This window comes from Neobacillus sp. YX16, assembly GCF_030123505.1.
In the GTDB taxonomy this organism is placed as follows: Bacteria; Bacillota; Bacilli; order Bacillales; family Cytobacillaceae; genus Neobacillus.
The window spans coordinates 3,518,013-3,542,228 of record NZ_CP126115.1 but is presented as its reverse complement, the minus strand read 5'-3'; the positions used below and the strand labels follow the sequence as shown (position 1 = coordinate 3,542,228).

Sequence of the window (24,216 nt, the reverse complement as noted above, 5' to 3'; positions counted from 1 at the left end):
GGTTAGTCACCCCCTCCTACTCGATTGATATTATTAAATCGATTTTTATGCTAAATTAGATGTTATTTATATCGTTATTTAATGTTTTATTCAGCATTTTTCTCTCCTAAAAAGGAACCCGTTACAAATAAATGATGTGTTTTTTAGTTTGTTCAATAATATTTAAGATGCCATTTGAAGAAACAAAATAAGAAACTGTCAAATGTATTAGAACGGGACAGGGTATAGAATACCAGAAGATTATCCCATTTCCTAAAGCAAATATTAAATAATTGTTTATTGCGTAAATAACCAATAAAACTATTAAGCAGCCGTAAAAGGGCTGTTTTCTTTTGACAAAATTTATTTTTACAATATATCAAATTATTATATCTTCAAAATTTCGTTTTAAGGTATATAATTGTATGAAGATGAATGAATAGGTGATTAGTTTGTATAGTTTTTTTAACGAAATCAGTGTGTGGTTAAGCAGACCGTTTCTAAATGTAGCGTATAGTTTGGAAACATTGCCTATCTTATTTGCATTTACATTAGGTCTAGTAGGACCTCTTGCTCCTTGTCAGTTTACTGGAAATATTAGTGCCATAATGCTTTACGGTAACCATTCCCTACAAAGGGAAATTAGGTGGAAGAACATACTTAGCTTTATACTTGGCAAAATTGTTGCCTTTTCTGTTGATTTGGCTGCTAGGAAATGAAATTAATCAAAATCTTACATTTTATTTTCCATGGCTTAGAAAGATTGTAGGCCCAATGTTAATTTTAATCGGGTTATTTATGTTGGGGTTTATTAAATTCAAATGGACTATTGAATTAATAAAGCCTTTAAATGCAGGTAATCACCACATACCACTTGGCTCATTCTTTTTAGGTTTTGGTTTATCCCTAGCATTCTGTCCCACAATGTTCATATTATTTTTCGCCACCTTAATGCCTATGGCATTGTCCAGCTCATACGGATATGTTCTCCCGCCTTTATTTGCAATTGGGACGGCAATCCCACTTTCTTTATCTATTTTGCTTATCTGGTATTTAGAAATGGGTGGAGTTCTGATAAAAAAAGGGAGAAGTTTTGGACTGATTGTTCAACGAATAGTTGGGGTAGTTATGATACTGCTTGGAATCTTGGATACTATCACCTATTGGTCTTAACAACTTTTTAAATAGTGAAGTGAGGAAACAGAATGTTACTATATACCAGTATTTCATTGATTGTGCTTTTGACCACTTACGTTATATATTACACATACCGAAATAAACAAAGGCTTACATGCATGGCTGGCATGATGATAGCTATGACAAATGCCATGATGGCAAGTATTTCACTGGGAGCCATTCTAGGCACCTTTATACAGGATAAAGATCTAACCATACCCACTATAGTATCCGTTTCAATCGGTTTGGTTGTGGGATATATGACTGGCAGACCTGTATCTCTTATGGCTTCTATCGATGGATTAACGGCGGGCATAATGGGTGGAATGATGGGGTCCATGTTAGGTGTTATGTTACAACCAAAGTCCATTGAAGTGATGATTTATTTTATTGATATTGTGTATGTATTGGTTTTAGTTTTACTCATTCGACTAATTGATGAAGAAACAAAAACTGAGAAAAATGAATCCAATAATAGAAAACCGTTAATAGCAAATCCATTTATTTTAATTGCTCTTCTAGCATTTATGGGAATCCTTTTGATGGGAAAAGGTACTTTATTTCAAAATAATAGTGAACAGGTATCAGCTGAACCTAATGATATCAAATTCACACCAACAAGCAGCCAGATTCATGAAGTTCTGGTTAAACCAACTGAATACACTCCAAATGATATTGTATTGAAAGCAGGAACACCAGCTATAATCAACTTTAAAACAGAAGAAGTAGGGTGTACGGGTATAGTCCTATCGGAGGAACTTGGGTTTAACGTTACATTGAAGGAAAATACAAATAATTATGTTAATATCAAATCCCTAAAACCAGGAACTTACCACTATGCATGCGGAATGGGGATGTATAAAGGAACAATTACTGTAACAGATTAAAATTTTTCTTTTTAATAATGATTTAACGCTTAACAAGGAGCCAATTGCTGGCTCCTTGTTTTTTGGAAATTCTAGTGCATTTGGCAAAACTAATATGTACCTTAATACTAGTATACTTAATACTGTAGTAATATTATTTAAGTAAAGTTACTACATATATTTATCGATAGGGATCGCTTCAATATAAAATATTTAATAGACAAATACATTAAAGCTGATAATGACAGTGCTCAAAAAGTGAGGAGACAAGAAATGTTAGAAGAGTATTTCATAAGAGAATCAAGTGAAAGAGACATAAAATCAATACAAAATATTTACAATCAAGGAATTGAGGATAGAATTGCTACCTTAGAAACAGAAATAAAAGATTACGATTATATGACGGATTGGTTTGAAAAGCATAATGGTCGCTACAAGGTAATTGTTGCTGAGGATAAAGGTGAAGTAGTTGGTGGCATGCAATAAGAAAAGCATCATTAACAGTGGGAATGGTACTTTTCTTTTTGTTTTAACGAAAAAAATGATACTAATTACTCTCATATGGAATACTAGGAACTTAAAAGGAGGTTGTTATAAAAAGTGCATGACCTAGATTTACACCATATTTTTAAACTTGGTCTTATTTTAGTTATGATTGCAGCTGGGATTACCGCTATTGCAAAAAAACTCAAGCAACCTTACCCTATTGCATTAGTTATTGTTGGGGCTATTGTTGGTCTTATAAACATTCCAATATTAGATCCTTTAAAGGATTTTATTACAGAAGGTGAAGTTTTCAACTTTGTCATCATTACACTGTTCTTGCCTGCTTTATTAGGTGAAGCGGCTTTGAAATTGCCTTATTCCCATTTAAAAGAAAATAAAGAGCCCATTCTAGCACTAGCTTTTGGAGCAACTCTTTTATCCTTTCTGATTGTCGGTTTTTCTACGATATGGGTTTTAGGTTTTTCGATTCCTTCAGCATTTGTTTTTGCTGCTTTAATGAGTGCCACTGATCCTGTAAGCGTTATATCAATTTTTAAAAGTGTCGGGGTAAACAAAAGGCTGGCAACTGTTATTGAAGGAGAAAGTTTATTTAATGATGGACTTGCGGTAGTCCTTTTTAAAATTTCCGCCTTTTATTTATTAACATATCTTGAACTTGGTGTTGTTGGTGCGGGCTATGGATTATGGGAATTTATTAGGGTAATCTCACTTGGACTCATCATAGGCGGTGCACTTGGCTATGGTTTCTCAAAATTAACCAGTTATTATGATGATTACCCGTTGGAAATTATCTTTAGTATCATTCTTTTTTACGGTTCGTTCTTACTGGCTGAAGCGGTTCATGCCTCAGGTGTCATTGCTGTTGTTGTGGCTGCCCTCATTTTTGGAAATTATGGGGCGAAAATTGGAATGAGCCCGACGACGAAGTTAAATATTAATAATTTTTGGGAAGTTACTGCACTCCTAGCCAATTCAATTGTTTTTCTAATGGTAGGGTTGGAAATAACCAGGATCAACTTAGCAGACAAATGGGGATACATTTTTCCTGCCATTTTAATTGTACTTATTGCAAGAAGCATTTCCGTATATGCAAGTCTATTATTCATCAAGAATTTTCCAACCAGCTGGAAGCACATTATCAATTGGGGAGGTCTAAAGGGCTCATTATCCATTGCTCTTGTTTTAAGTCTCCCTCGTGATTTTACAGGACGGGAGGAAATCTTAATTATAGCGTTTAGTGTGGTATTATTCTCATTAATATTCCAAGGACTTTCAATAAAATCGCTTTTATCTTTCTTAGGGGTTAATAAGAAAGAAGAAGGTTTTAAGGAGTATGAAGAACTTATTGCACGGGGACATCGATTCGAATCGGCCATAACGGAAATCCACACAGTAAGAAAAAAATTGTTCATTACAGAAACAGTTTCAGAAGAGATCATTAAACAATACGAACAAGAACTATCAGCATTACAGATCAAAATAGAGAAACTTTTTGTGAAGTATCCCAGTCTAAAAGAAAACCAACAATCCATCCTACAAAAACATGCATTGTATGCACAACACGAAGCAATTGAAAAATTGATTAAAGAAGATATTATTACTAGTGAAGTTGCTGAGCAAGAACACAACCAAATTACAGACAAATTAGTAAAATTAGAAGAGTTACACTAAGCATTAAAAATTCAAGGTGTGAAAATAAATAGTATGTTAGTGTGTTACTTGGTGAAGTGCTAATTTGGCACAAATGTCGGCATTTACTATGAATAGTTAAGGGAGTCAATATTGTGGAATTGTTTAAAAGAAAAGGGAATTTAGTTAGTTTGCACCCTGCCCAAATACTAGTATTAGGTTTCGGTACTCTAATACTATTGGGCACCCTTCTTTTCATGCTGCCAATTGCTACATATGAAAAGGGACGTGGACTTAGCTTTATTGATGCATTGTTTGAAGCAACTTCTGCTGTCTGTGTTACAGGTTTGGCAGTGGTTGATACGGGGACAACCTTTACATTATTTGGTGAAATTGTTCTTCTCTGTTTGATTCAAATTGGTGGTTGGGGATTTATGACCACAGGTATATTTATGTTTATTATCTTAGGAAAAAAAATTGGACTAAAGGAACGTTTATTACTGCAAGATTCATTAAATGTATTTTCACTATCAGGAGTAGTCAACCTAGTTAAACGTATAATCCTTATTACTTTTATTGTGGAACTAATTGGTGCTACTACTTTAGCCATTCGTTGGTCATTTGAAATGCCATTGAGGAAAGCAATTTACTATGGTATATTCCACTCTATTTCAGCCTTTAATAATGCTGGGTTTGGTCTTGAGCCTGACAATATGAGTAAATGGGTAGGTGATCCGACTGTTAATATAATGATTACCCTTCTTTTCATCACTGGGGGTATTGGTTTTACTGTAATTCTCGACCTTTTTCATAAAAGATCCATTCGTAAATTATCCCTTCATTCTAAAGTTGCACTGCTTATGTCACTAATTCTTATCATTGTAGGACCTTTAATTATTTTTTTATCGGAGTATAATAATCCAGCAACTTTTGGAAGTTTGTCCTTGGGTGATAAGTTGTGGGCCTCATACTTTCAAGGTGTTGTAACACGGACTGCTGGTTTTAATACGATTGATATTGGAGCCATGAACCTTTCTTCCCTTGTTTTCATGATGGCACTGATGTTTATTGGTGCATCTTCAGGGTCTACTGGTGGTGGTATCAAAGTAACGACCTTTGCCATAATTATTTTAGCTTTTTGGACAGTAGTAACGAATCGGAACGATGTGAATATTTTTAAACGCAGAATTTCTTGGGAATTGGTAAATAAATCGTTATCGATAGTGGTAGCTGGAATGTTTTTTATCTTCCTCATCTTCTTTTTATTAACCTTTACCGAGAACGCAGATATGAGCAAACTTTTATTTGAAACAATTTCTGCCTTTGGAACAGTAGGTTTGTCTGCAAATTTCACACCTGACCTGTCACCTTTTGGAAGAATCTTAATAACCATCATGATGTTTATTGGAAGGCTCGGACCGTTAACCATGGCTTTTGCACTCTTAAATACTCGGAAAGATGCAAAGGTTAGATATGCAGAAGAAAAAATTTTAATCGGCTAGAGATTTTAAAAATTGATTCTTTCGGGGTGAATGATGAACGATGGCCAAAAAAAGTTATGCTGTAATCGGGTTAGGGAGATTTGGAACAAGTATTGCGTCGAAGTTATCTGAAGCTGGGCAGGAAGTAATGGGAATTGATATAGACAATGAACGTGTAGAAGATGGGAAATCATTGGTCACTCACGCAGTTGTACTTGATTCTACAGAAGAGGAATCACTTAAATCAGTTGGGATTCGTAATTTTGATTATGTAATCGTGGCAATAGGTAATGATATGCAAGCTAGTATCTTAACTGTCTTGCTTTTAAAAGAAATGGGAGTAAAACAGGTTATTGCAAAAGCTCTCAATAAACGCCATGGACAAGTATTAACAAAAGTTGGAGCAGATTGGGTAATACATCCTGAAAGAGACATGGGAGAGCGTGTTGCACATCAGCTTCTCTCACCAAATGTGTTGAACTATATAGAACTTTCAAGAGAATACAATATTGAGGAAATCATTATTCCCCCAAGTATGAAGGGAAAAAGTTTACGGGAGCTTGATTTACGAGCTAAATATAATGTCAATGCAATTGCGATCTTGAGTAATGAAAATTTAATTATATCTCCTTCTCCTGACCAGATTATTCAAAATGGTGATAAGCTAGTATTGATTGGACATCGAGAAGATTTAAACGATTTTGTAAATATAAATTAATTTACAAGAGAGTTCTATACCGAAAAATCGAAGCTGTCATTTTGGCAGCTTTTCTTGTTGTACTAACGGTCAGTATAGTTGAATAAGGTATTAATTTTGATACTTACTCAAAACAAAAAGGACCCCATTAGGTCCTACAATAGCCTTCTTCCACTAGCTTCTTAGCTCAATAAGAATAGCTGCCTTTGATGGCAGCACGTTCTTACCAGTAGGCTCCTAGAAAAACTGTTTAAATCATTTGCTTATGCTTAATTAGAATCTGCGTCTTCTTCTTCTCTCGATTTCAAACCGTCTTCTTCTCTCGATTTCGATTTCAATTTCAATAGGGAAAAACCGTCTCCTTCTCCTTCTCTCTATTTCGATATCGATATCAAAGGGGAAAAACCGTCTTCTTCTAAAGTCGTCACGAAAAAACCGATCTCTTCGGTCAAATCCAAAAAATGGAATCTAATTCATCCTCCTATCATTTCGGAAGTCTATATGACAACGGGACAGATGAATTTAACCTGCCCTTTGTTCCGTACAATTTAGTAACCCATAAAAGAAGCTCCTACAATGATAAGAAGAATAAACAATACAATAATTAAAGCAAATCCAAATCCTAATCCTCTTTCTTCACCCATGTATATCACCTCCATCATTTACTTAAAAAAGGCGGTTTGAACATTAACACCAACTGGAAAGTACGATAATCAACAGAATGAACAATACAATGATTAATACAAAGCTACTGCCGCCATAGCCACCATAGCCATAAAAAAGCCGAATGAAGAAAAATGGCAGAAGAACGATTAAGATAGGTTATTTCGAGGTAATAAGGAGTTTTTAAGAAAAGGGATTGTGACTGCAATTCCTTTTTTGTTATTGAGCTAAACCAGCTAATAGTTTGTCAACATTTTTCAATTAAAAGTTTAATAACCTCATGTTATACTAAAAATATTCATGCCAAATAACCTTCCGTTATGCTCTTTTTGGAAGGTTTTGTTGTATTTAGTTAGATATAGATTTTAAGCTATATCTTGGAAAGTAGATCTGCTTTTTAATAAGGCGTAAATCCAATGTAAGAGCTTATTTGTACAGGCAATGATCGCTACTCTAAAGGGTTTTCCTTCTTCTCGTTTCTTATCGTAAAACTCTCGTAGTCTTCTATTGCGTGGAATAATCTCATCAGTCGTTTTCTTTTTACGGGAATCCCGAATACCACTTTGAACAGCCATATACAAGGCGTGGCGAAGCCTACACGAGCCACGTTTGGTTATTCGGTTTACCGATGCAGTAAACTTTCCTGAAGAGTACACACTAGGATCTATTCCAGCGAATGCAACCAACCTCTTGGCACCATTAAACCGATCTATCTCTCCGATTTCAGAAATAATCGTTGCAGCGATTTTTTCTCCGATTCCAGGGATAGATTGAAGGATTTCATATTCTTCAATTTCGCTAGCGAGGGCATCTATTTCATCCGCAATATTGGATAGATGCTCTTGGTATTGAAGAACAATCTTAACCAAAATTTCAAGGTTGAAAATATGACTATCATAGAGATTGTTTTGAAAAGGATCACGAAGGGCTGCTTCTCTTAACTTCTGTGCTTTTTCCTTTGCCCATGACTCCGAACGACTCATGCATAATGAAGCTATTGTATCCGTTAACTCTTTTTCACTCACACTTAATACAGCCTTAGAAGTAGGGAACTCTAGTAAAGTAAGCAATGATACTTTCGAATATAGGCTTCCAAATACACCTCGATACTCTGGAAATACCTGATCGATTAAAGAATGAAGCTGTAACTTTGTTTTCGCTGATATTTCTGCAATACTCTCTTGTTGTCTTGTTAGATTACGAAGGTTTAAGAGTTGAACTCCACGCTTCTTGTAAGGCTCTAATTCTTCTTTATAATACAATTCACAAAGGTGATAAGCATCGATTGCATCTGTTTTTACCTTTCTTAGGCTTGAGCTCTTGGCTCTGTGTGAGATAAGAGGATTGACGATAATATAAACATATTTTTGTTCCTCTAAAAACTGAATAACGGGAATATGATAGTGCCCAGTGGATTCTAAAACGACCGAAGGTTGATGACCACCTGCTGATTTCTCAACTTCTTGAAGGAAATCTAATAAATTCCCCAAACCCTCAAGATCATGATTAATACTAAAGCTCTTACGGTATGGCTTACCTTTATCTAAAAAAGCTTGTACCTGACTTTCCCCTTTTGATACATCCAGACCAATGACTGGATTCATACTTTATCTCCTCCCTGAAATGCAATATTAGTCGGTATCCCCTAAGGCTTCTTGTAATGTCATAGGTTCGCTTGTTAAACGGGATCTATGTCCCAACCAGCCTGAAACATGTTTATACAAGTAGGGGGTGAACAGTTTAGCTAACGGGATTGAATCCCACGGGTGCGACGTTCTACCCCGACTACCGTAATCATAAGACCATATGAAAAAAGGTCAACCAGAAAAATCTGGCTAACCTTATATTACGAACGGGTGCTTTTGCGGAAGATCGGGCTGCCATTTTTGCGGCTTTTCTTATTGAAGTAACTGGCAGGTGTGCGGCCGAGCATAGGTCGTATCATATAGCGGGTGGGATTCCCGTCGAGTAAGAACTAGCCATTCGCTCGTAGCGAGTCTTGAAGGACTAAAGGTAACTTTAGTCTTTAAGCGTAGACAGTTAGGTGGCGGGCCGAAAGCCCAAGGGTTGAAGGGATTGAGCTCCATAATGTTAGAAAATCGAGAGGGCTGATGACATACCTGCGTTCAGAAAGCTACATTTTATCTTTCGTTAATGGCAAGAAGGGTAAAACCTCTCTGGGGTCAGAGACCTTGGCACGTTACACATTGATATGATACGGCAACTCGGGAGACCCTACCGGTCTTTTCTTATTTTAATAGAAGAGTATGGTCTACAAGTGATAAAAAGCGAGGAAACCAAATGCCGTGTAGGGAGTCGGATAGCAGCGTAGTACCAATGAAGTTGGGTAATGCCGATGGAGGAAAGGCTAGCTACCAGTTATCACCCTTACTAGGGACACATTTACTACACACAGAGGTAGGTATAAATAAATGGAAACAAAACTACTAAGGATAGCAGAATTAGCAAAATCTAATCCTAAAATGAAATTTACATCTCTTGCACATCTTTTAGATAAGGAAGCATTAATTCAATGCCATCTTGAACTACCCAATAAGAAGGCAACTGGGATTAACGGTACTACTAAAGAGCAATACGATGAAAGTTTAGAAGAAAACATAGAGGACTTAGTAAGTAGGCTCAAAAGCAAAAGTTATCGTCCTGTTCCAGTAAGACGAATGTATATCCCAAAGCTCAACTCAAACAAGATGAGACCATTGGGAATACCGGAACAAGAAGATAAAATTGTTCAAAAAGGCATTACGAAAATACTAAATGCCATCTATGAAAATGACTTTCTAGACTGCTCATTTGGGTTCCGTCCAAATAGAAACTGCCACGATGCACTGAAAATACTGAATCATTATATTGAGAAGAGAGCAATAAGCTATGTAGTAGATGTAGATATTAAAGGCTTCTTTGATAACGTTGACCACAAATGGATGATGGAATTCTTGAAACTCCGAATCACTGACACTAACCTACTGAGACTAATCAGCAGGTTTCTTAAAGGTGGATACATGGAGGAAGGTAAGAAATACAAGACAGACAATGGTACACCGCAAGGTGGAGTGATATCTCCGATATTAGCCAATGTCTATCTCCATTACGTTCTTGATCTATGGTTTGAAAAAGTGGTTAAGAAACAATGTAAAGGCCAGGCGTATATAGTAAGATACGCAGATGATTTTGTTTGTTGTTTTCAGAATAAAAGTGAAGCCGAGCAATTCTTTCATTCATTAAAAGCGAGATTAAAGAAATTTAACCTAGAAATAGCCGAGGATAAAACTAAAATAATTCCCTTCGGACGGTTTGCGGAGAAGAATGCAAAACGTGACGGAATTGGCAAACCGGGTACCTTCGACTTCCTTGGATTTACTCACTATTGTGGGATAAGTAAGCACGGGAAATTCCGAGTAAAGCGGAAAACGAGCAGGAAGAAAGTCCAAGGCAAACTAAAAGGAACTAAAGAATGGCTGAAGAATAATAGGAATAAAGATATTCATATGATTATGGATAGATTTAAACGCTCACTAATAGGTTACTACAACTATTATTGCATCACAGATAATACCCAAACTGTTAACAACTTTAAAGAGAAAATCGAATGCTTACTATACAAATGGCTAAACAGAAGAAGCCAAAGGAAATCCTTTACTTGGGACAAATTCAGGCTCTTTCTTAATAAATATCCACTACCTTCACCAAGAATCAAAGTGAATATTTATGATTTAAGAAAAGAAATTAGCTATATTCTGTGAATGATAATTTGGAGGAGCCGTGTGCGTTAATAGCGCAAGCACGGTTCTGTGAGGGGGAGGAACACAATCTACCGTAAGGTAGAGAGGTTCCTTTCTACTCGACTAGCTTAATAAAAAAATGTCATTATAATTTAATAATAAAAATCAGGCGTAATCTTTTACGCCTGAACATAAAATACAAAGTTTTATTCAATCTTATCCCCTACATTCTGTTTTCAATACTGCGACTTCTGCTGTAACCTCTCCATTGGCGTTAAACGTCGTATGGAGAACTGCATGTATCGTAAAATTTGGTGCAGGTCCCTTTGAAATGATATTCATGGAGAAGTTCGATGAAATTTCGGATTGCTTGTTTGCGTTCGCTACGTTAATCCTTATATCATTTAAAACATAATCGTTGTTCACACTCTTTCCATGTAAATAAAAATGAATGTTATTGTGAACAGTTCCAGATGGGGTAATATGTGATTTAACAAAGGAGCTTAATGTACCCTCAAAATCGACAAATTCTCCATTACAAGGGTTTAGAGCAGAAAAGGTGAAAGGGATTCTATCCATTCGTCATTCACCTCCTTTATAATATAGATTCACTTTCGAAATAGTATATTTAAGTTATGCAAAAGAAGTAACGGTACATGTCCCAATCTATAAACTTATTTCTCCTGTCAATAGAATCAAAAGGAGGTTCCTTCTGATTCTATTGACAGGAACTTTATTATGAAAAGCGGAAATTGCAAATTAGACCTAAAATAACATAAGCTGTAAAATAGTATCCTTTACGGGAGCCGAATGATTCCTTAGAAATATTTAAATATAAGGGGAGGAAGCCCCGGGCGATGGGATAGGAAGATGTAGGAAGCTTGTCCGTTGACTTTTACTTTTGTTTTTAGTTTCTTACGAATATATGAATATTTCAGCTATCATTTACTTAAGGGAATGCACCACCAAAAGAAAATAGTAGTATAAAATTATATAGGGGTAGTAATATTAGGGGTATTTGGGTAAGACCAAACTATTAACCGCATGGGAGAAAGACTTTTTTCTAGTTTATGCGAAAAAACAGACGAATACACAATCTCTTAAATTTTACTTGAATATAAATAATAGGGAATAAAGGTTTGTACAAGCTTTTATTCCCTATTATTTTTTACCATATATCACCAAGGAGGTGAATAATAATGTCATTCCCAATTATTCCGAACATTACTCCATTGATTTCTGTCACTACTGAGCAGACGATTCCTCTACTTTTAGCTTCCATTGCTTTGGAAGAATTTGCTCTTGCCCATATCATGAACGCTGAGGCAGAAAAGCTTCAATTTGTTCTAGGCACATTAGAAACAGAAGTTACGTTTACTCCTGCTGAGGTTTCATTAGGGGATCTTCTTGATGTGAATACTAGTGTTCGAAGTACTCTTCGTGACGTGATCAAGAAGGAAATGCTCTTGGAATTCAAATTTGAAAATGTGCTGGATTTAATCGGTTCTACTTCTTCAGGAGGTGAAGGTCCAGCATGTGGGTGTAATGCTGCTATTTTAGGTGGTCCCATTTCATGGGGACCTATGGAAATTGTGTTGGGAGGTGCATTCCTCTCTGCTACAGGTTTGCTAGATTTCAGCATTTGTCCTAACTGTTCAGCAAACGGTTCATTTTTCACTTTAACATTTATTACCTCTGGCACTCAAATTACACCAGTCGTTCTTAATATTTCTACAGCAGACATCACAAGTATTGCGTGTGACGCTACAGGAGTGACCATTAGGGGTACTGCAAATGTACTCATTGGTCTAACCGCGGAAATGGTTGATTTTACTATTAGAATTAATAATAATGGTACAGTTTCTGTAACCTTAACCAGCGGAGGAATACCTTTACTGGAAACACCAACCCTAATTCCAGTACCAGTAGCAAGTTTTTCCTTTGGAACTTGTTGATCACGTTCAATCAGGGAAAGCATTTAATTGACTGGAAAAGACTGCAAAATGCTGTCTTTTTTTAAAGTGGGGGACAAACTATGAATGAACAAGGCAACAATGAGCAAAATGAAGCCAACCAACAAAACGCCAACCCTATAAGATCATCAGATTCTCAGCCAATTGTAAAAAATCAATTCAAATCATAAAACAAGGTGGTTGCGGCTGTGGAAAACGCCGCCATTTATAAAATATGGACAAACTTAATCGCGCGCACGTAAAAAAATGAGGCGGATCATATCCGTCTCATTTTTTCATTTTACACTAAAAATTGCCTCAATAGTGGTACGATCTTATTGCTGTAATCAACGCGCAGGTTAGTACAAAAAGATGGTGCAAAGACCTCTCTATTAATAATGTTTCAAACTAAAAATGGGGAAAAAATAATTATTCATTTTTTAAGCCAAATGGGACAGCTGTCCGTCATTTAAATGAATTCAAATAAAAAAGCCAAATTTCTTATTGCAGCACCTAGAAATTTGGCTTTAGAACTTCAAGTTATAACTAAAATATATATTCTATTGAATATAGGTTGATTGCCAGAATCAATAAACACTTTGTCAGATAAGGTATCTAGTGCTTTAAGAGAAAAATAAATACCACTTTTTTTCTACGAATTGCTATATATTCATTATTCCTTCTTTAGATAATTGACTTGAATGTTGTTTTTTAATAATAATGACAAATAAGCTTGCAACTAAACAGAAAACGCCTGCCAAGAAGAAGGCCCAAGTATAAGTGTTGAAAAATTTATAGATTAGACCCCCGCCATATGCAGCTACTGCAGCACCTACCTGATGAGATGCGAAAATCCAACCGTAAATGATACCACTTTTAGTCGTCCCGAAGATTTGTCTTGAGATACTAATAGTAGGGGGAACTGTTGCAATCCAATCTAATCCATAAAAGACTGTAAAGATAACTAGCATAGTTGTGGAACCTTCATTTAATGCATAAGGAAGGAGTAGAAGAGAAGCCCCTCTTAAACCGTAGTACCAAAATAATAGCCATCGATTATCGAAACGATCTGACAGCCAGCCGGAAAGGGTTGTTCCTACTAGATTAAAAATTCCCATAAACGAAAGAAACGAAGCTGCTGCCACTAAAGGGATGCCAAAACTTATACAGTAAGAAACAAAATGGGTACCAATTAAACCGCTCGTTGAAAGCCCACAAATAAAGAAACTACCAGCTAATAACCAAAATTCTTTCACTTTTACAGCTTCTAATAAGCCATTGAAGGCTAAAACAATAGGATTTTTCTTTTCTACTTTATTCCTCTCTGGTATTTCCTTTTCAAGTCCATATGGAAGAATACCAGCATCCTTTGGTGTGTTTTTCATAAATAAAAGGATTATGATAACCATAATGGAACTAAGGATCAAAAATAACCCAATTGCCCAGCGCCACGAATAATTATCGATTAGAGCCGCTAAGACAGGAAGTAGAATTAACTGACCTGTCGCTGTACTTGCCGTTAATATTCCTACTGCAAGACCTCTTCTTTTCTCAAACCAATGATTCGCCACATATGGACTTACTACCGTTAAAAAAAGACTTGCTCCCAGTCCAATTATAACGCCCCAAATAATGATCAACTGCCATGACTGGTTCATAAATAAAGTGAGAATGATACCTGTCAGCAAAGTTATCATTGAAACGATCATCATTTTTTTTAGTCCAATCACTTCTAATAATGCTGCCATGAACGGTCCTGATATACCATATAAAAAAAGACTAATGGCAAAAGCAAGTGCAATAATCGATCGATCCCAGCCAAATTCGTTTTCTAAGGGGTCTATGAAAACCCCTTATGACGACATGACAATTCCGGCAACAATAATGGATAAAAATGTTATGGTAAGTATAACCCAGCTATAGTGTATACGTTTCAAAACTCAAGTGCCTCCGTTGTCCTCATATAATGTTTTTTTCTTAATAATAACTTGCAACTAATTATTAGTAAAATTGAAGTTTATGAAGTTATCCATTGATTTTTTTGATAGTATAAAAGTAAGAGTAAAATATAAGTAGGTGAAATAATGGAAATACGCCATTTTGTTACGTTCAATAAGGTCATTGAAACGGGTAGCTTCACACAAGCAGCAGAACATTTAGGCTACACTCAATCCACGGTGACTTCTCATATTCAGGCACTTGAAGAACATTTAGGTGGACCTCTGTTTGATCGGATGGGTCGAAAGGTAAGATTGACTGATATTGGCAAGAAGTTGTTGCCCTATACTAAAGAGATTTTAGATACCTATGGGAAAATCGAAAGCATTACCAGTGATGGAGACGATATGAGAGGGGAGTTAAAGATTGCGGCTCCGGAATCTCTAACGGTTTACCGCCTAGAACCAATATTAAGAGAATATAGAAAGAAATTTCCTCATGTACGCATCAGCTTAAGTAACGCCACCTGCGGAGATAACAAGAGATTAATTCTTAATGGTAGTGCAGATATTGCATTTGTCATGTTGCCACAGTTGCAGGATTCAGATTTAATCGTCCATTCGTTGTTAGACGAACCTATTGTCCTTGTTGGCAGCCCTGACTGTCCTCTGAATATTTTAGATAATGGCTACGAAAATCAAAAGATAAATCAGTGTTTGATCATGAATGAGAAAGAATGCAGTTACCGAACGATGTTTGAAGAATACCTTGGTGAACGGGGAATCATACCTTCCCACACAATGGAACTTTGGAGTATAGAAGCGATGAAACGGTGTGTAATGAGTGGGCTTGGTATTGCTTATTTACCTTTAATGACAGTAAATGATGAAATCAAGGCAGGAAGGTTAAAAATTATTCCCTGCGTTGGTGGTTTTAATCAGATTTTTTCCCAAGTCGCTTATCACAAAAACAAGTGGATTTCCCCTGCATTATCAATGTTTATCGATATTACTTTGAAACATGCAAGAGACTGGTCATGTGAGGAGACTACTTGTTGAGTTGAGATTGTGTAGATTTAAATATTCGTATCAAACGGAGGGAGTTCAATTAGATGGTGCAAAAACTCTCTTCTTTTATTAATGTTTCAAACTATTAAAAGTGGAATAAAAAATTTTACTAAGGTGTTAAGTTCTTTGACAGAATCATTTGAAATAATTCCTCAAGTAAGCATTAATTGACGGACGACACGAAGCCCCTTGGGAGCCTAGGATATTTTTATATAAATCTACAAAATATTGCAAAAAGACCAAATGTGTGACGTTGGTCTTTTTTCTATTATTTTTTCAACTCACGTTCAAGTCTAGCAATTTTTTGTTGAATTTTTATTAAATTTTTTTCGGTATCACGAATTTGTTGTAGAACATTGATTTCTTGTTGTTTCATCATTTCTAGTCGTTGAGGAAGAGTATCAGTCCCATCCATTGACCAATTTACAAACCCTTTAATGTCCTTTATTGGCATTCCGGTATTTTTTAAACATAGGATAATTTCCAGAAATTTAAGTGCATCTTCGTCAAAAACTCTGTCCCCTTTTTCAGTTCTTTTGAGAAAGGGGAACAGTCCTTGATTATCATAGTAGCGTAATTGCGAAATGGATAAATGATTGATTTTTGCAACTTGTCCGATCGTATAATTCATAGGATTTCCAATATGGTGTTTACCATGGAATAATCCCATTATTATTAAGGATTTTTCCATTATAATTTGTTTCGCTTAAGGCGTATTTAACAATGATTTGTGCACCTTCCGCAGGTGTTTTGCCCCCTGGGGCATTGCCATTAAGGTCGGTAGTGGTAAAACCAGGAGTAACTCCAAAAATCTCAGGACCGTTCATACCAAATTCTTTACCAAAGGCTAATGTTAAAGAATTTGCAGCGGTTTTTGATGAATTATAGCCTAATATATTTAGTTGTCCAGCATCACCATTGTCAAACATCGTTTGCGAAGCCATATCGGTAGTGACGTTTACAATTTTCCCATCCTGAGATTTTTTTACTAGTGGTAATAAGGTTTGGATCATTTGAAATGTACCAAAGAAGTTAACATCAAATTCTTGACGCAGGATTTCTATTTTTAATTCACTAGGCAATATACCGAAATCGAGTGCAATACCAGCGTTATTTATTAACAAATCTAAGTGATCCGTAACTTCAAGGATTTTATTTTTTGAGTTTTGAATTGATTGAGTGTCTGAAAGATCAACTTGAACAAATGAAACATTCGATAAGCCTAAAGATTGTACAGCTTTTTGTCCGAGTTTTTCATTTCGGGCTCCTAAAAATACGTGATAATTTTTTTCTGCTAATTGACGGACAATCTCATAGCCAATACCTTTATTAGCACCAGTTACAAAAGCGAATTTTGTCATATTTTATTTCCTCCAATATTTTATTTTGATTAGATACAATTAAAAAGATACAACCTAAACCTTAGTTGAGGTCAAGGTGATTTTTTACAAAAAATTTGGTGCCCTTAAAAGAGGATTCCAGGCTTGATTAAGATCATACTGATATCCCATAATTTCCTGGCAGAATCCTGGTCATTTGCAGCTTCAGTAGTTTCTGTTTCTTTGCAGCAAACCAGTATTATTTATTTTCAATCTTTTCAAACGTTTTTCCATGGATGGCATTTAACACAGATTCAGATGCAAGAAAATCATGTGGGAATCCCATTTCAATGTTGCTAGCTTCATTTAATTGGGTAAGATGCGTTTCTGAAAGCCGGAAAGCCAAACTTCCAAGATTGTCTTTCATTTGTTCTTCTCGTTTTGCACCAATTAGCGGAATGACGGTACCAGCTTGTTGACGGACCCAGTTTAGTGCAACTTGGGCAGGGGAAACTCCTATTTCTTTTGCGATTTCTTCCACAACTGCAGCAATCGCCCGGTTGCGTTCATTTAAGCGTGCACTTTGAGGTGATAATCTCCCTTTTTCAGATGAAGGATTACTGTATTTTCCCGTTAGTGCACCGCCAGCCATTGGTGCCCATGCAGTAACTCCAATATCTAAAGCGCGTGCCATTGGTAATAAATCTCTTTCTGGAGTCCGCTGCAACAAATTGTACTCCACTTGCAAACCGATAAACGGAGTCCAACCGCGGAGTGTGGACAGCATATTAGCTTGTGAAACAATCCAAGCAGGTGTATCCGAGACTCCTACATAAAGAATTTTTCCGGAACGAACTAAATCGTCAAGTGCACGCATCACTTCTTCGACCGGTGTCATGAAATCCCAAGCATGAAGCCAAAGTAAATCAATATAATCGGTCTGAAGCTGTTTTAAGCTCTTTTCAACAGATTGAACGAGATTTTTTCGATGGTTTCCGCCGCCATTTGGATCGTGTGGACGAGTGTTCAGTGTATATTTAGTCGCAACGACAAACTGTTCACGCTTTTCATGAATAAATTCCCCAACATATTTTTCACTTGTTCCATTCGTATAATTGACAGCCGTATCAATAAAGTTCCCACCAGCTTCAACAAAAGCATTGAAGATTTTTTTGCTTTCGTCCTTAGAAGCACCAAATCCCCAGTCTTCCCCAAACGTCATAGTACCTAAAGCTAATTCAGATACTCGTAAGCCGCTTCTTCCTAACAATTTATAATTCATTACAAGACCTCTTTTCTAATAGTTATTTTTCAGATGACATACCAGATCTTCAGCACTTTCGAGTACTTGTTCGTTCGTTAAGAAGCGCACTCCCTGTTTCGTAAAAGTGGGCAAGAACCGCATGCCCGTCAAGTTGGCTGTTGCCTGAAATGGTTTGGTTAACTCGCTTATGCTGAAGTGATTGTATCCGCCAGCTTGATATGCTTCTTCAGGTCCGCCTGTTGAAATTACTAACATAAACTCTTTGCCGCGTAATTTTGTTCCTTCTGACCCATAAGCCCAACCGTAAGTAAGAACCAAATCCTGCCATTGTTTTAACAATGCGGGTGAACTGTACCAGTAGAATGGGAATTGAAAAACGATACGATCATGCTCCAATAGAAGCTGCTGTTCTTTTTTCACATCAATCTCAAATGTTGGGTAATGTGCATGGAGATTATGGACCGTAACATTTTCTTCTTGTTGAAGACGGTTCAACCAAGTTCTATTTACCTTCGATTTTTCCAAGTTTGGATGGGCTACAATTACTAATGTTTTCATCTTGATCACCTTTCATATGTTTGTACACGTAAACAATAATCGTTAATAGGTATTACAGTGGAAGAAATACCTTTAATTAAATATCTTAATTAAGCTTTAATCAAGGATGGCTGAAGAACGTGATTTACATAAGCTTTTGCATTTTCTATAAGTTGTTGATCTGGTACATGCATTACACCATTCAGCACAAATAACGGCATAAAACGGGTACCAATGAGGTTGCTTGTTTGCTGTAAAGGAGTTGTTAAGGTCTCCATGGTAAAATGATTATAGCCAGTAGGCTGATAGGAATCTTCTGGCCCAAAGGTTGAAATCGCAAGACCTAGTTCTTTACCGTGAAGCTTGTCGCCGCCTTCGCCATAAGCCCATCCGTAGGAGAGCACTTCATCCTGCCATTGTTTTAACAAAGAAGGGGTGCTGTACCAGTAGAATGGAAATTGGAGAATAATACGGTCATGTGATTCTAATAGACTTTGTTCGTGAGCTACATTTATTTTCCCATCTGGATACGCTTGATAAAGAGTATGAATCGTAATTTCTTCGTGTTTTTTCAATTCCTGCATCCAAGTGCGGTTTATTCGAGATTGGCCTAAATTAGGGTGGGTGATAATTACAAGAGTTTTCATTAGTAATGCTCCTTTTGACTAATTCTGATTTGGTTTTACTTATTGTTTTATTCGGAGAATTTATTACATTTGTACATACAAATGTAATAATAAAAAATTTTACTTTTCTTCAAAAATAGTTTCTGTTTCAGTTTAATTTTCGAATTTCTTTGCTGTATTTAAACTAATCCCTGGTCCAGCACCGACAATTAGCAATATTTTTTCTGAATAAGTAAGCTTCCTAAATATTTGTATATACAAATGAATGGGTAAAAAAAATTACATTTCTCTTTCTAACTTATTACTCGCTTCATGAAGAGTTTTACTTAAATCTTTACTGAACTCGCGTCCCAAGATTTCGGAATAGCTGTTAAACAATTCTTTTAAAGAAACCCGAAACTGGAGGTACACCTTTTCTCCTTCCTCCGTTAAAGAAATCAGTGTTTGTTTTCCATCCATTTTTCTGGTAACCAGTTTTAATTTTTCAAGTTTATCAATAAACCTCGTACTTGTGGAAGGAGCAATAGATAACTTGTGGCATAGTTCCTTCTGTGTGATTTCTGGATGGAATTTCACAATCATAATCATGTAAAGATACGATGGAGCAAGGTCACCAAAATCAAATGTCTTTTCGGTTAATTTTGTTATATTTCGAGCAAAGCGACTAGCTGTAAAGTAAAGACAATGTATTAATACCTGTTCTTCTTCATTCATGTAATCAATCCTTTTTTTCATTTGCATATACAAATTAACACGAAATTATTCCAAGGTCAAATAAATCATATTTTCTTGTTTCCATCAGATTAGTATATATTATAAACTTTGTTCTAAAACTTAGTAAGATTACATGAAAAGTATGAAATAAATGAAAGCATTGCTATTGCGTGAAAAATGTCAAAGGAAAGACATGAAGGTAGAGAAGTTGAAACACCAAGTCCCGGTCCAGGGGAGATATTAGTTGAGGTATATGCGATGGGGTTAAATCCTGTTGATTATAAAACAGCTATTGGTGGCAATCCCAATTGGACTTATCCTCATATTTCCGAGTTTAGACGTAGCAGTTATAGTGGCAGAGATTGGTGAAGGGGGTCACCAGTGGAAAATAGGAGATCGAGTAGTCTGTCATTGAGACCTAGTTTTTTACACAGAAATAAGTCATATTTTAAACTGTATCTATATACTTTTAAAATCCCCGAGTTCAGTCTTTAATCGGGGATTTATTAAGAGTTTAATCTACTAGCGAATTGGAGAAAAGGGAGTATGAAAGTGATCGTTTTCACAAAGTATGACAGTCCTGACGTCCTCAAATAATAGCGGTCAATAAACCAATTCACCCAAAAAATGAAATCTTAGTAAAAGTAAATGCGACAACCTTGTCCATCCGAGGTGCCTTGCTCATTTTTCTATTTAGATGGAATTAATGTCACTGTTCTCAAGGAATGGTTTCGGATAACTAGATTTGGCAACGTTTATCATCGCTCGACCAACTTGTTCGGTTGTTGTAATCGAATTGAATTTTTTTAGGACTGGATAAATTGGCCCCATGAGATTATAGAAGAACTGATACAATTTTGTTTTTGATTTCACACCATGAAGTGGGAGTATCACACCTGGCCGGAACATATAAGCAGCCTTGAATGGCAGATTCAGTAAATCATTCTCTGTTTTACCTTTAACCCTCGCCCACATAATGCGACCTTTCTCCGAACTGTCTGTTCCCGTCCCTGTCACATAGACAAAGGTCATATGAGGATTTAGTTTCGCTAGTGTTTGAGCGACAGAAAGGGTGAAATCATAGGTGATTGTTCGATAACTTTCCTCGGACATTCCTACGGAAGAGACACCAAGACAGAAGAAACAAGCGTCATAACCTGTTAATTCACTTTCTATATTTGCCAAGTTCATGAAATCATCATGTTTCAGTTCACTTAGTTTCTCGTGCTGCTGCCCGGTAATACTTCTTCCAACCGTAAGAACACTTTGGACACTTTCATCGAGCAGACACTCACGCAGCACACCTTGTCCCACCATACCCGTTGCCCCAAAAAGTAGGACCTTCATATTCAGTTGCCTCCCATTTTTTACTTGAAATTTTATCGAAAATAGTTTGATTTTAATGATTGTTTTGTTCTCACTAACATCGTACAGGGATTGTCCATATATGTAAAATTTGAGGTTAGATTATCTGAAATTTTTGAGGGAATGATTACCCGGAATTAAACATATAAAAAACAATAGGGGCACAATGGGAAACCTCTAATGATATTCAATCCTTTCAAAATGAAGAGAGGAGAGGATGAAATGGAAGTCCCAAGCAATGATAAGCGCAGATATATGCCGGGCATTGATGGACTTAGAGCGGTAGCTGTCTTGGGTGTTATTCTCTACCATCTAAATATCCCTTGGTTTGAGGGTGGGTTTTCAGGTGTAACGGTTTTCTTTGTTTTGTCAGGTTACTTGATTACAGATATTCTTATTGATGAATGGAATAAAAACAATAAAATTAACTTCCTTCGCTTCATGATTCGGCGTTTTCGCAGACTGGCTCCGGCTGTATTAGTGATGATATTTATTGTAACCTTATGGGTGATGGTTACGAATCATCCTTCGTTTGAAAAATTACGTTCAGATTTTTTACCCTCCATTTTATATCTTACAAATTGGTGGTACATTTTTCATGAAGTATCCTATTTTGATAGCTTCGGTCCTGCTTCACCCTTAACGCATTTATGGTCACTGGCTATTGAGGAGCAATTTTATCTTATTTGGCCGCTGCTTATGATTCTTGGTTTACCCTTTATAAAAAGAAAAAAGTTTCGAGTTTTAGCTATCCTGGCCGGAGTCGTCATTTCTGCTTGGTTAATGGCAGTCCTCTATATACCAGGAGAGGATCCTTCTCGTGTGTATTATGGAACAGACACAAGAGCTTTTTCCCTTCTGTTAGGAGCCGCGCTTGCCTTCGTTTGGCCAAGCCAACGATTATCTAAAACATTACCAAGGCATGCTAGTTTCGTTCTTGAAATAGCAGGAATAACAGGATTGTTGCTGATTGTCTCACTATTTGTAATCACATCGCAATTTGACCCGTTTCATTATCAGGGGGGCATGCTTCTTTTATCTATAATTACCATTTTAGTAGTAGCGGCATTAGCTCATCCTGCTAGTAAGCTGGCAAAATGGCTCAGTGTAAAGCCGCTCCAATGGATAGGGATTCGTTCGTATGGTATTTATTTATGGCATTATCCGATTATTATCTTAACAACACCGATTGTTTATACAGATGGATTAAACTTCTGGAGAATAACCTTACAGATAGTTTCTACATTGTTTATTTCAGAGTTATCCTATCGATTTGTGGAAGTACCGATACGGTCGGGGAAGTTAAAATCGTTTCTAATAGGATTCAAAGATCTGCCAAATAATCAGAAAAGGCTTGTCATAGCAAGCTGTGCTGTATTCATTGCCTCATTAGTAGGAATAGGCGTCGTATTTGCTTCGAAAACTACCGTCGTGGTTACGAATCAAGAAGCGTTAACTGTAGAAGCATTTAATGAGATAGATTTTAACGAGGAACCAGCCAAAGAGCCAGAACTTGAAGAGGATATCACGAAACCAGACCCTCATGTGAAGACTATTACTGTAATTGGGGATTCCATTCTTCATGATGTCGCACCATACTTTAAAAATCATTACCCCGAAGCGACGATTGATTACCGTGTCGGCCGGCAAATGTCAGAGGTGCCAGAGGTGATTAAGATGCAAGAGGGCAGTGGGCAATTAGGGGAATATGTGATTATTCAGCTTGGGACCAATGGATCTTTTGTCAAATCGGACTTAATAAATATAATCAAAAGTCTGGGCAATAGAAAAGTTTACTTAGTAAATTGCCGAGTACCTAGGCCCTGGGAAACGAACGTGAACCAAACATTAGAAGAAGTCGTTAAAAGTGTGCCTCATACCGTTCTGATAGATTGGTATAGTGCCAGTGCGGGTCATCCGGAATATTTTGCAAATGATGGTGTTCATTTAACAAAAATAGGGGGCGAAACATACGCCAACCTATTAGTGGAACATATCAAGGAGTAACTATATTGCCTGAATGAAAAATCACATTTCATGAAGTAGAACCTCAGATAGGGAACTGAGGTTCTATTATTGTTGCTGTTTGGCCAACTTTAGGTTTTTTTATTATTTTGTAATTCGCTCGAATAATGTCGAATTTTGTAATTTTATATTTCGTTTTATTTCCATATAATTGGAAATTATAATAAACACTTCCATTTTACGGGATTAACCATCACAGAAACAAAGGAGAGTTTCATGAGGAATCTTGCTGCTTTATTTTCCATGCTCATGCCTGGATTTGGTCAACTCTATAATCGACAATTTCTAAAGAGTGTATTTCTTCTCTTCGTCGAACATTATGATAATGTTTATGGAAGAATCAACACTGCGATTCATCTTGATTTTAACGGCTTCCACCAAAAAGCATTAGAGGCGGCCAATTTTCAGTATGTGTTATTTTATCCGGGATTTTATGCCTATACGGTTTGGGATGCCTGGTATTTTGCAAAGCCAAATGCAGACAAAACAAAATCCGCCATCCCTTTTTTGATTGGTGGCTTTCTTGGAGAATTTGGTGCCATTTTTGCAAGTCGATTATACATTCCCACTCTAGCGGTGGGCCTATTAATGATAGTGCCGATGATTATTGGAATGATTATTTTTCGAAATCAATGATAAAGGCTTTACCTGTTCGACTGGTAAAGCAGAAC

At 36.5% G+C, this 24,216-nt stretch carries 21 protein-coding genes and 3 pseudogenes; 12 read left to right on the top strand and 12 right to left on the bottom strand.

From position 1 onward, the window contains the following. Nucleotides 1-431: 431 nt before the first annotated feature. The 6 genes and pseudogenes from QNH48_RS17215 (at nt 432) to QNH48_RS17190 (ending at nt 6,356) form a co-directional block, all read left to right on the top strand. Nucleotides 432-1,152, top strand: a pseudogene (locus tag QNH48_RS17215) (urease accessory protein UreH domain-containing protein). Between the two features lie 131 nt (nt 1,153-1,283). Further along, the gene (locus tag QNH48_RS17210; RefSeq protein ID WP_283951271.1) at nt 1,284-2,042 is read left to right on the top strand and encodes a cupredoxin domain-containing protein; all 759 of its coding nucleotides are present in this window, start codon (nt 1,284-1,286) and stop codon (nt 2,040-2,042) included. 252 nt (nt 2,043-2,294) lie between these two features. Further along, nucleotides 2,295-2,507 (top strand): GNAT family N-acetyltransferase, encoded by a 213-nt coding sequence (locus tag QNH48_RS17205; RefSeq protein ID WP_283951270.1) that lies wholly within the window; start codon nt 2,295-2,297, stop codon nt 2,505-2,507. A 114-nt stretch (nt 2,508-2,621) separates the two neighbouring features. Then, nucleotides 2,622-4,199 (top strand): cation:proton antiporter, encoded by a 1,578-nt coding sequence (locus tag QNH48_RS17200; protein ID WP_283951269.1) that lies wholly within the window; start codon nt 2,622-2,624, stop codon nt 4,197-4,199. A 110-nt stretch (nt 4,200-4,309) separates the two neighbouring features. Further along, a complete protein-coding gene (locus QNH48_RS17195) occupies nt 4,310-5,659 on the top strand; it encodes a TrkH family potassium uptake protein (protein WP_481858503.1) in 1,350 nt (449 codons plus the stop codon). 40 nt (nt 5,660-5,699) lie between these two features. Then, the gene (locus QNH48_RS17190; protein WP_283951267.1) at nt 5,700-6,356 is read left to right on the top strand and encodes a potassium channel family protein; all 657 of its coding nucleotides are present in this window, start codon (nt 5,700-5,702) and stop codon (nt 6,354-6,356) included. A 527-nt stretch (nt 6,357-6,883) separates the two neighbouring features. On the opposite strand, the gene QNH48_RS17185 is transcribed toward QNH48_RS17190, so the two are convergent. The 3 genes from QNH48_RS17185 to QNH48_RS17175 all read right to left on the bottom strand — a co-directional run bounded on the left by QNH48_RS17185 (nt 6,884) and on the right by QNH48_RS17175 (nt 8,602). Next, on the bottom strand, nt 6,884-6,979 hold the full coding sequence (locus tag QNH48_RS17185; RefSeq protein ID WP_283951266.1) for a YjcZ family sporulation protein: 96 nt from the start codon (nt 6,977-6,979) through the stop codon (nt 6,884-6,886). Between the two features lie 43 nt (nt 6,980-7,022). Then, entirely contained in the window at nt 7,023-7,139 is a 117-nt protein-coding gene (locus QNH48_RS30580; RefSeq protein ID WP_481858502.1) for a YjcZ family sporulation protein, read from the bottom strand. 224 nt (nt 7,140-7,363) lie between these two features. Then, the gene (locus tag QNH48_RS17175; protein WP_283951265.1) at nt 7,364-8,602 is read right to left on the bottom strand and encodes an IS110 family RNA-guided transposase; all 1,239 of its coding nucleotides are present in this window, start codon (nt 8,600-8,602) and stop codon (nt 7,364-7,366) included. 828 nt (nt 8,603-9,430) lie between these two features. On the opposite strand from QNH48_RS17175, the gene ltrA reads away from it, so the two are divergent. Next, nucleotides 9,431-10,759 carry a group II intron reverse transcriptase/maturase gene (gene ltrA / locus QNH48_RS17170; RefSeq protein ID WP_283951264.1) on the top strand — a complete coding sequence of 443 codons (1,329 nt, stop codon included), beginning with the start codon at nt 9,431-9,433 and terminating at the stop codon, nt 10,757-10,759. Nucleotides 10,760-10,954: 195 nt separating this feature from the next. On the opposite strand, the gene QNH48_RS17165 is transcribed toward ltrA, so the two are convergent. Next, nucleotides 10,955-11,317: a hypothetical protein gene (locus QNH48_RS17165; protein WP_283951263.1), complete on the bottom strand. Its 363-nt coding sequence runs from the start codon at nt 11,315-11,317 to the stop codon at nt 10,955-10,957. Nucleotides 11,318-11,937: 620 nt separating this feature from the next. On the opposite strand from QNH48_RS17165, the pseudogene QNH48_RS17160 reads away from it, so the two are divergent. Further along, nucleotides 11,938-12,249: pseudogene (locus QNH48_RS17160) on the top strand (alpha-helical endospore appendage domain-containing protein); the annotation flags it as partial. 1,103 nt (nt 12,250-13,352) lie between these two features. Here the strand turns inward: QNH48_RS17160 and QNH48_RS17155 are convergent. Then, nucleotides 13,353-14,627: pseudogene (locus QNH48_RS17155) on the bottom strand (MFS transporter). Nucleotides 14,628-14,774: 147 nt separating this feature from the next. Here QNH48_RS17155 and QNH48_RS17150 point away from each other — a divergent pair. Continuing rightward, on the top strand, nt 14,775-15,686 hold the full coding sequence (locus QNH48_RS17150; protein ID WP_283951262.1) for a LysR family transcriptional regulator: 912 nt from the start codon (nt 14,775-14,777) through the stop codon (nt 15,684-15,686). 277 nt (nt 15,687-15,963) lie between these two features. Here the strand turns inward: QNH48_RS17150 and QNH48_RS17145 are convergent, their stop codons facing one another. The 6 genes from QNH48_RS17145 to QNH48_RS17120 form a co-directional block, all read right to left on the bottom strand. After that, complete coding sequence (locus QNH48_RS17145) at nt 15,964-16,326, bottom strand: MerR family transcriptional regulator (protein WP_283955803.1); 363 nt, start codon at nt 16,324-16,326, stop codon at nt 15,964-15,966. Between the two features lie 19 nt (nt 16,327-16,345). Beyond that, nucleotides 16,346-17,056: an SDR family NAD(P)-dependent oxidoreductase gene (locus tag QNH48_RS17140; protein WP_283951261.1), complete on the bottom strand. Its 711-nt coding sequence runs from the start codon at nt 17,054-17,056 to the stop codon at nt 16,346-16,348. 217 nt (nt 17,057-17,273) lie between these two features. Further along, entirely contained in the window at nt 17,274-18,296 is a 1,023-nt protein-coding gene (locus QNH48_RS17135) for an aldo/keto reductase (protein WP_283951260.1), read from the bottom strand. Between the two features lie 15 nt (nt 18,297-18,311). Next, on the bottom strand, nt 18,312-18,836 hold the full coding sequence (locus QNH48_RS17130) for an NAD(P)H-dependent oxidoreductase (protein WP_283951259.1): 525 nt from the start codon (nt 18,834-18,836) through the stop codon (nt 18,312-18,314). 89 nt (nt 18,837-18,925) lie between these two features. Further along, a complete protein-coding gene (locus QNH48_RS17125; protein WP_283951258.1) occupies nt 18,926-19,462 on the bottom strand; it encodes an NAD(P)H-dependent oxidoreductase in 537 nt (178 codons plus the stop codon). A 258-nt stretch (nt 19,463-19,720) separates the two neighbouring features. Next, a complete protein-coding gene (locus QNH48_RS17120) occupies nt 19,721-20,176 on the bottom strand; it encodes a MarR family winged helix-turn-helix transcriptional regulator (RefSeq protein ID WP_283951257.1) in 456 nt (151 codons plus the stop codon). 156 nt (nt 20,177-20,332) lie between these two features. On the opposite strand from QNH48_RS17120, the gene QNH48_RS17115 reads away from it, so the two are divergent. Further along, entirely contained in the window at nt 20,333-20,524 is a 192-nt protein-coding gene (locus QNH48_RS17115) for a hypothetical protein (protein ID WP_283951256.1), read from the top strand. A gap of 324 nt (nt 20,525-20,848) precedes the next feature. Here the strand turns inward: QNH48_RS17115 and QNH48_RS17110 are convergent, their stop codons facing one another. Continuing rightward, nucleotides 20,849-21,502 carry a Rossmann-fold NAD(P)-binding domain-containing protein gene (locus tag QNH48_RS17110; RefSeq protein WP_283951255.1) on the bottom strand — a complete coding sequence of 218 codons (654 nt, stop codon included), beginning with the start codon at nt 21,500-21,502 and terminating at the stop codon, nt 20,849-20,851. Nucleotides 21,503-21,742: 240 nt separating this feature from the next. Here QNH48_RS17110 and QNH48_RS17105 point away from each other — a divergent pair, with 240 nt between their 5' ends. Together QNH48_RS17105 and QNH48_RS17100 are read left to right on the top strand one after the other, a co-directional pair. Continuing rightward, a complete protein-coding gene (locus tag QNH48_RS17105) occupies nt 21,743-23,527 on the top strand; it encodes an acyltransferase family protein (RefSeq protein WP_283951254.1) in 1,785 nt (594 codons plus the stop codon). Nucleotides 23,528-23,761: 234 nt separating this feature from the next. Then, the gene (locus tag QNH48_RS17100; RefSeq protein WP_283951253.1) at nt 23,762-24,181 is read left to right on the top strand and encodes a hypothetical protein; all 420 of its coding nucleotides are present in this window, start codon (nt 23,762-23,764) and stop codon (nt 24,179-24,181) included. Nucleotides 24,182-24,216: the final 35 nt, after the last annotated feature.

Excerpts from the sequence above, each read along its gene's own strand:
- QNH48_RS17210 (WP_283951271.1), top strand. The coding sequence starts at position 1,284 with ATGATGATAGCTATGACAAATGCCATGATGGCAAGTATTTCACTGGGA.
- QNH48_RS17205 (WP_283951270.1), top strand. The coding sequence starts at position 2,295 with ATGTTAGAAGAGTATTTCATAAGAGAATCAAGTGAAAGAGACATAAAA.
- QNH48_RS17190 (WP_283951267.1), top strand. The coding sequence starts at position 5,700 with ATGGCCAAAAAAAGTTATGCTGTAATCGGGTTAGGGAGATTTGGAACA.
- QNH48_RS17185 (WP_283951266.1), bottom strand. The coding sequence starts at position 6,979 with ATGGGTGAAGAAAGAGGATTAGGATTTGGATTTGCTTTAATTATTGTA.
- QNH48_RS17175 (WP_283951265.1), bottom strand. The coding sequence starts at position 8,602 with ATGAATCCAGTCATTGGTCTGGATGTATCAAAAGGGGAAAGTCAGGTA.
- ltrA (WP_283951264.1), top strand. The coding sequence starts at position 9,431 with ATGGAAACAAAACTACTAAGGATAGCAGAATTAGCAAAATCTAATCCT.
- QNH48_RS17165 (WP_283951263.1), bottom strand. The coding sequence starts at position 11,317 with ATGGATAGAATCCCTTTCACCTTTTCTGCTCTAAACCCTTGTAATGGA.
- QNH48_RS17150 (WP_283951262.1), top strand. The coding sequence starts at position 14,775 with ATGGAAATACGCCATTTTGTTACGTTCAATAAGGTCATTGAAACGGGT.
- QNH48_RS17145 (WP_283955803.1), bottom strand. The coding sequence starts at position 16,326 with ATGAATTATACGATCGGACAAGTTGCAAAAATCAATCATTTATCCATT.
- QNH48_RS17140 (WP_283951261.1), bottom strand. The coding sequence starts at position 17,056 with ATGACAAAATTCGCTTTTGTAACTGGTGCTAATAAAGGTATTGGCTAT.
- QNH48_RS17135 (WP_283951260.1), bottom strand. The coding sequence starts at position 18,296 with ATGAATTATAAATTGTTAGGAAGAAGCGGCTTACGAGTATCTGAATTA.
- QNH48_RS17130 (WP_283951259.1), bottom strand. The coding sequence starts at position 18,836 with ATGAAAACATTAGTAATTGTAGCCCATCCAAACTTGGAAAAATCGAAG.
- QNH48_RS17125 (WP_283951258.1), bottom strand. The coding sequence starts at position 19,462 with ATGAAAACTCTTGTAATTATCACCCACCCTAATTTAGGCCAATCTCGA.
- QNH48_RS17120 (WP_283951257.1), bottom strand. The coding sequence starts at position 20,176 with ATGAAAAAAAGGATTGATTACATGAATGAAGAAGAACAGGTATTAATA.
- QNH48_RS17115 (WP_283951256.1), top strand. The coding sequence starts at position 20,333 with ATGTCAAAGGAAAGACATGAAGGTAGAGAAGTTGAAACACCAAGTCCC.
- QNH48_RS17110 (WP_283951255.1), bottom strand. The coding sequence starts at position 21,502 with ATGAAGGTCCTACTTTTTGGGGCAACGGGTATGGTGGGACAAGGTGTG.
- QNH48_RS17105 (WP_283951254.1), top strand. The coding sequence starts at position 21,743 with ATGGAAGTCCCAAGCAATGATAAGCGCAGATATATGCCGGGCATTGAT.
- QNH48_RS17100 (WP_283951253.1), top strand. The coding sequence starts at position 23,762 with ATGAGGAATCTTGCTGCTTTATTTTCCATGCTCATGCCTGGATTTGGT.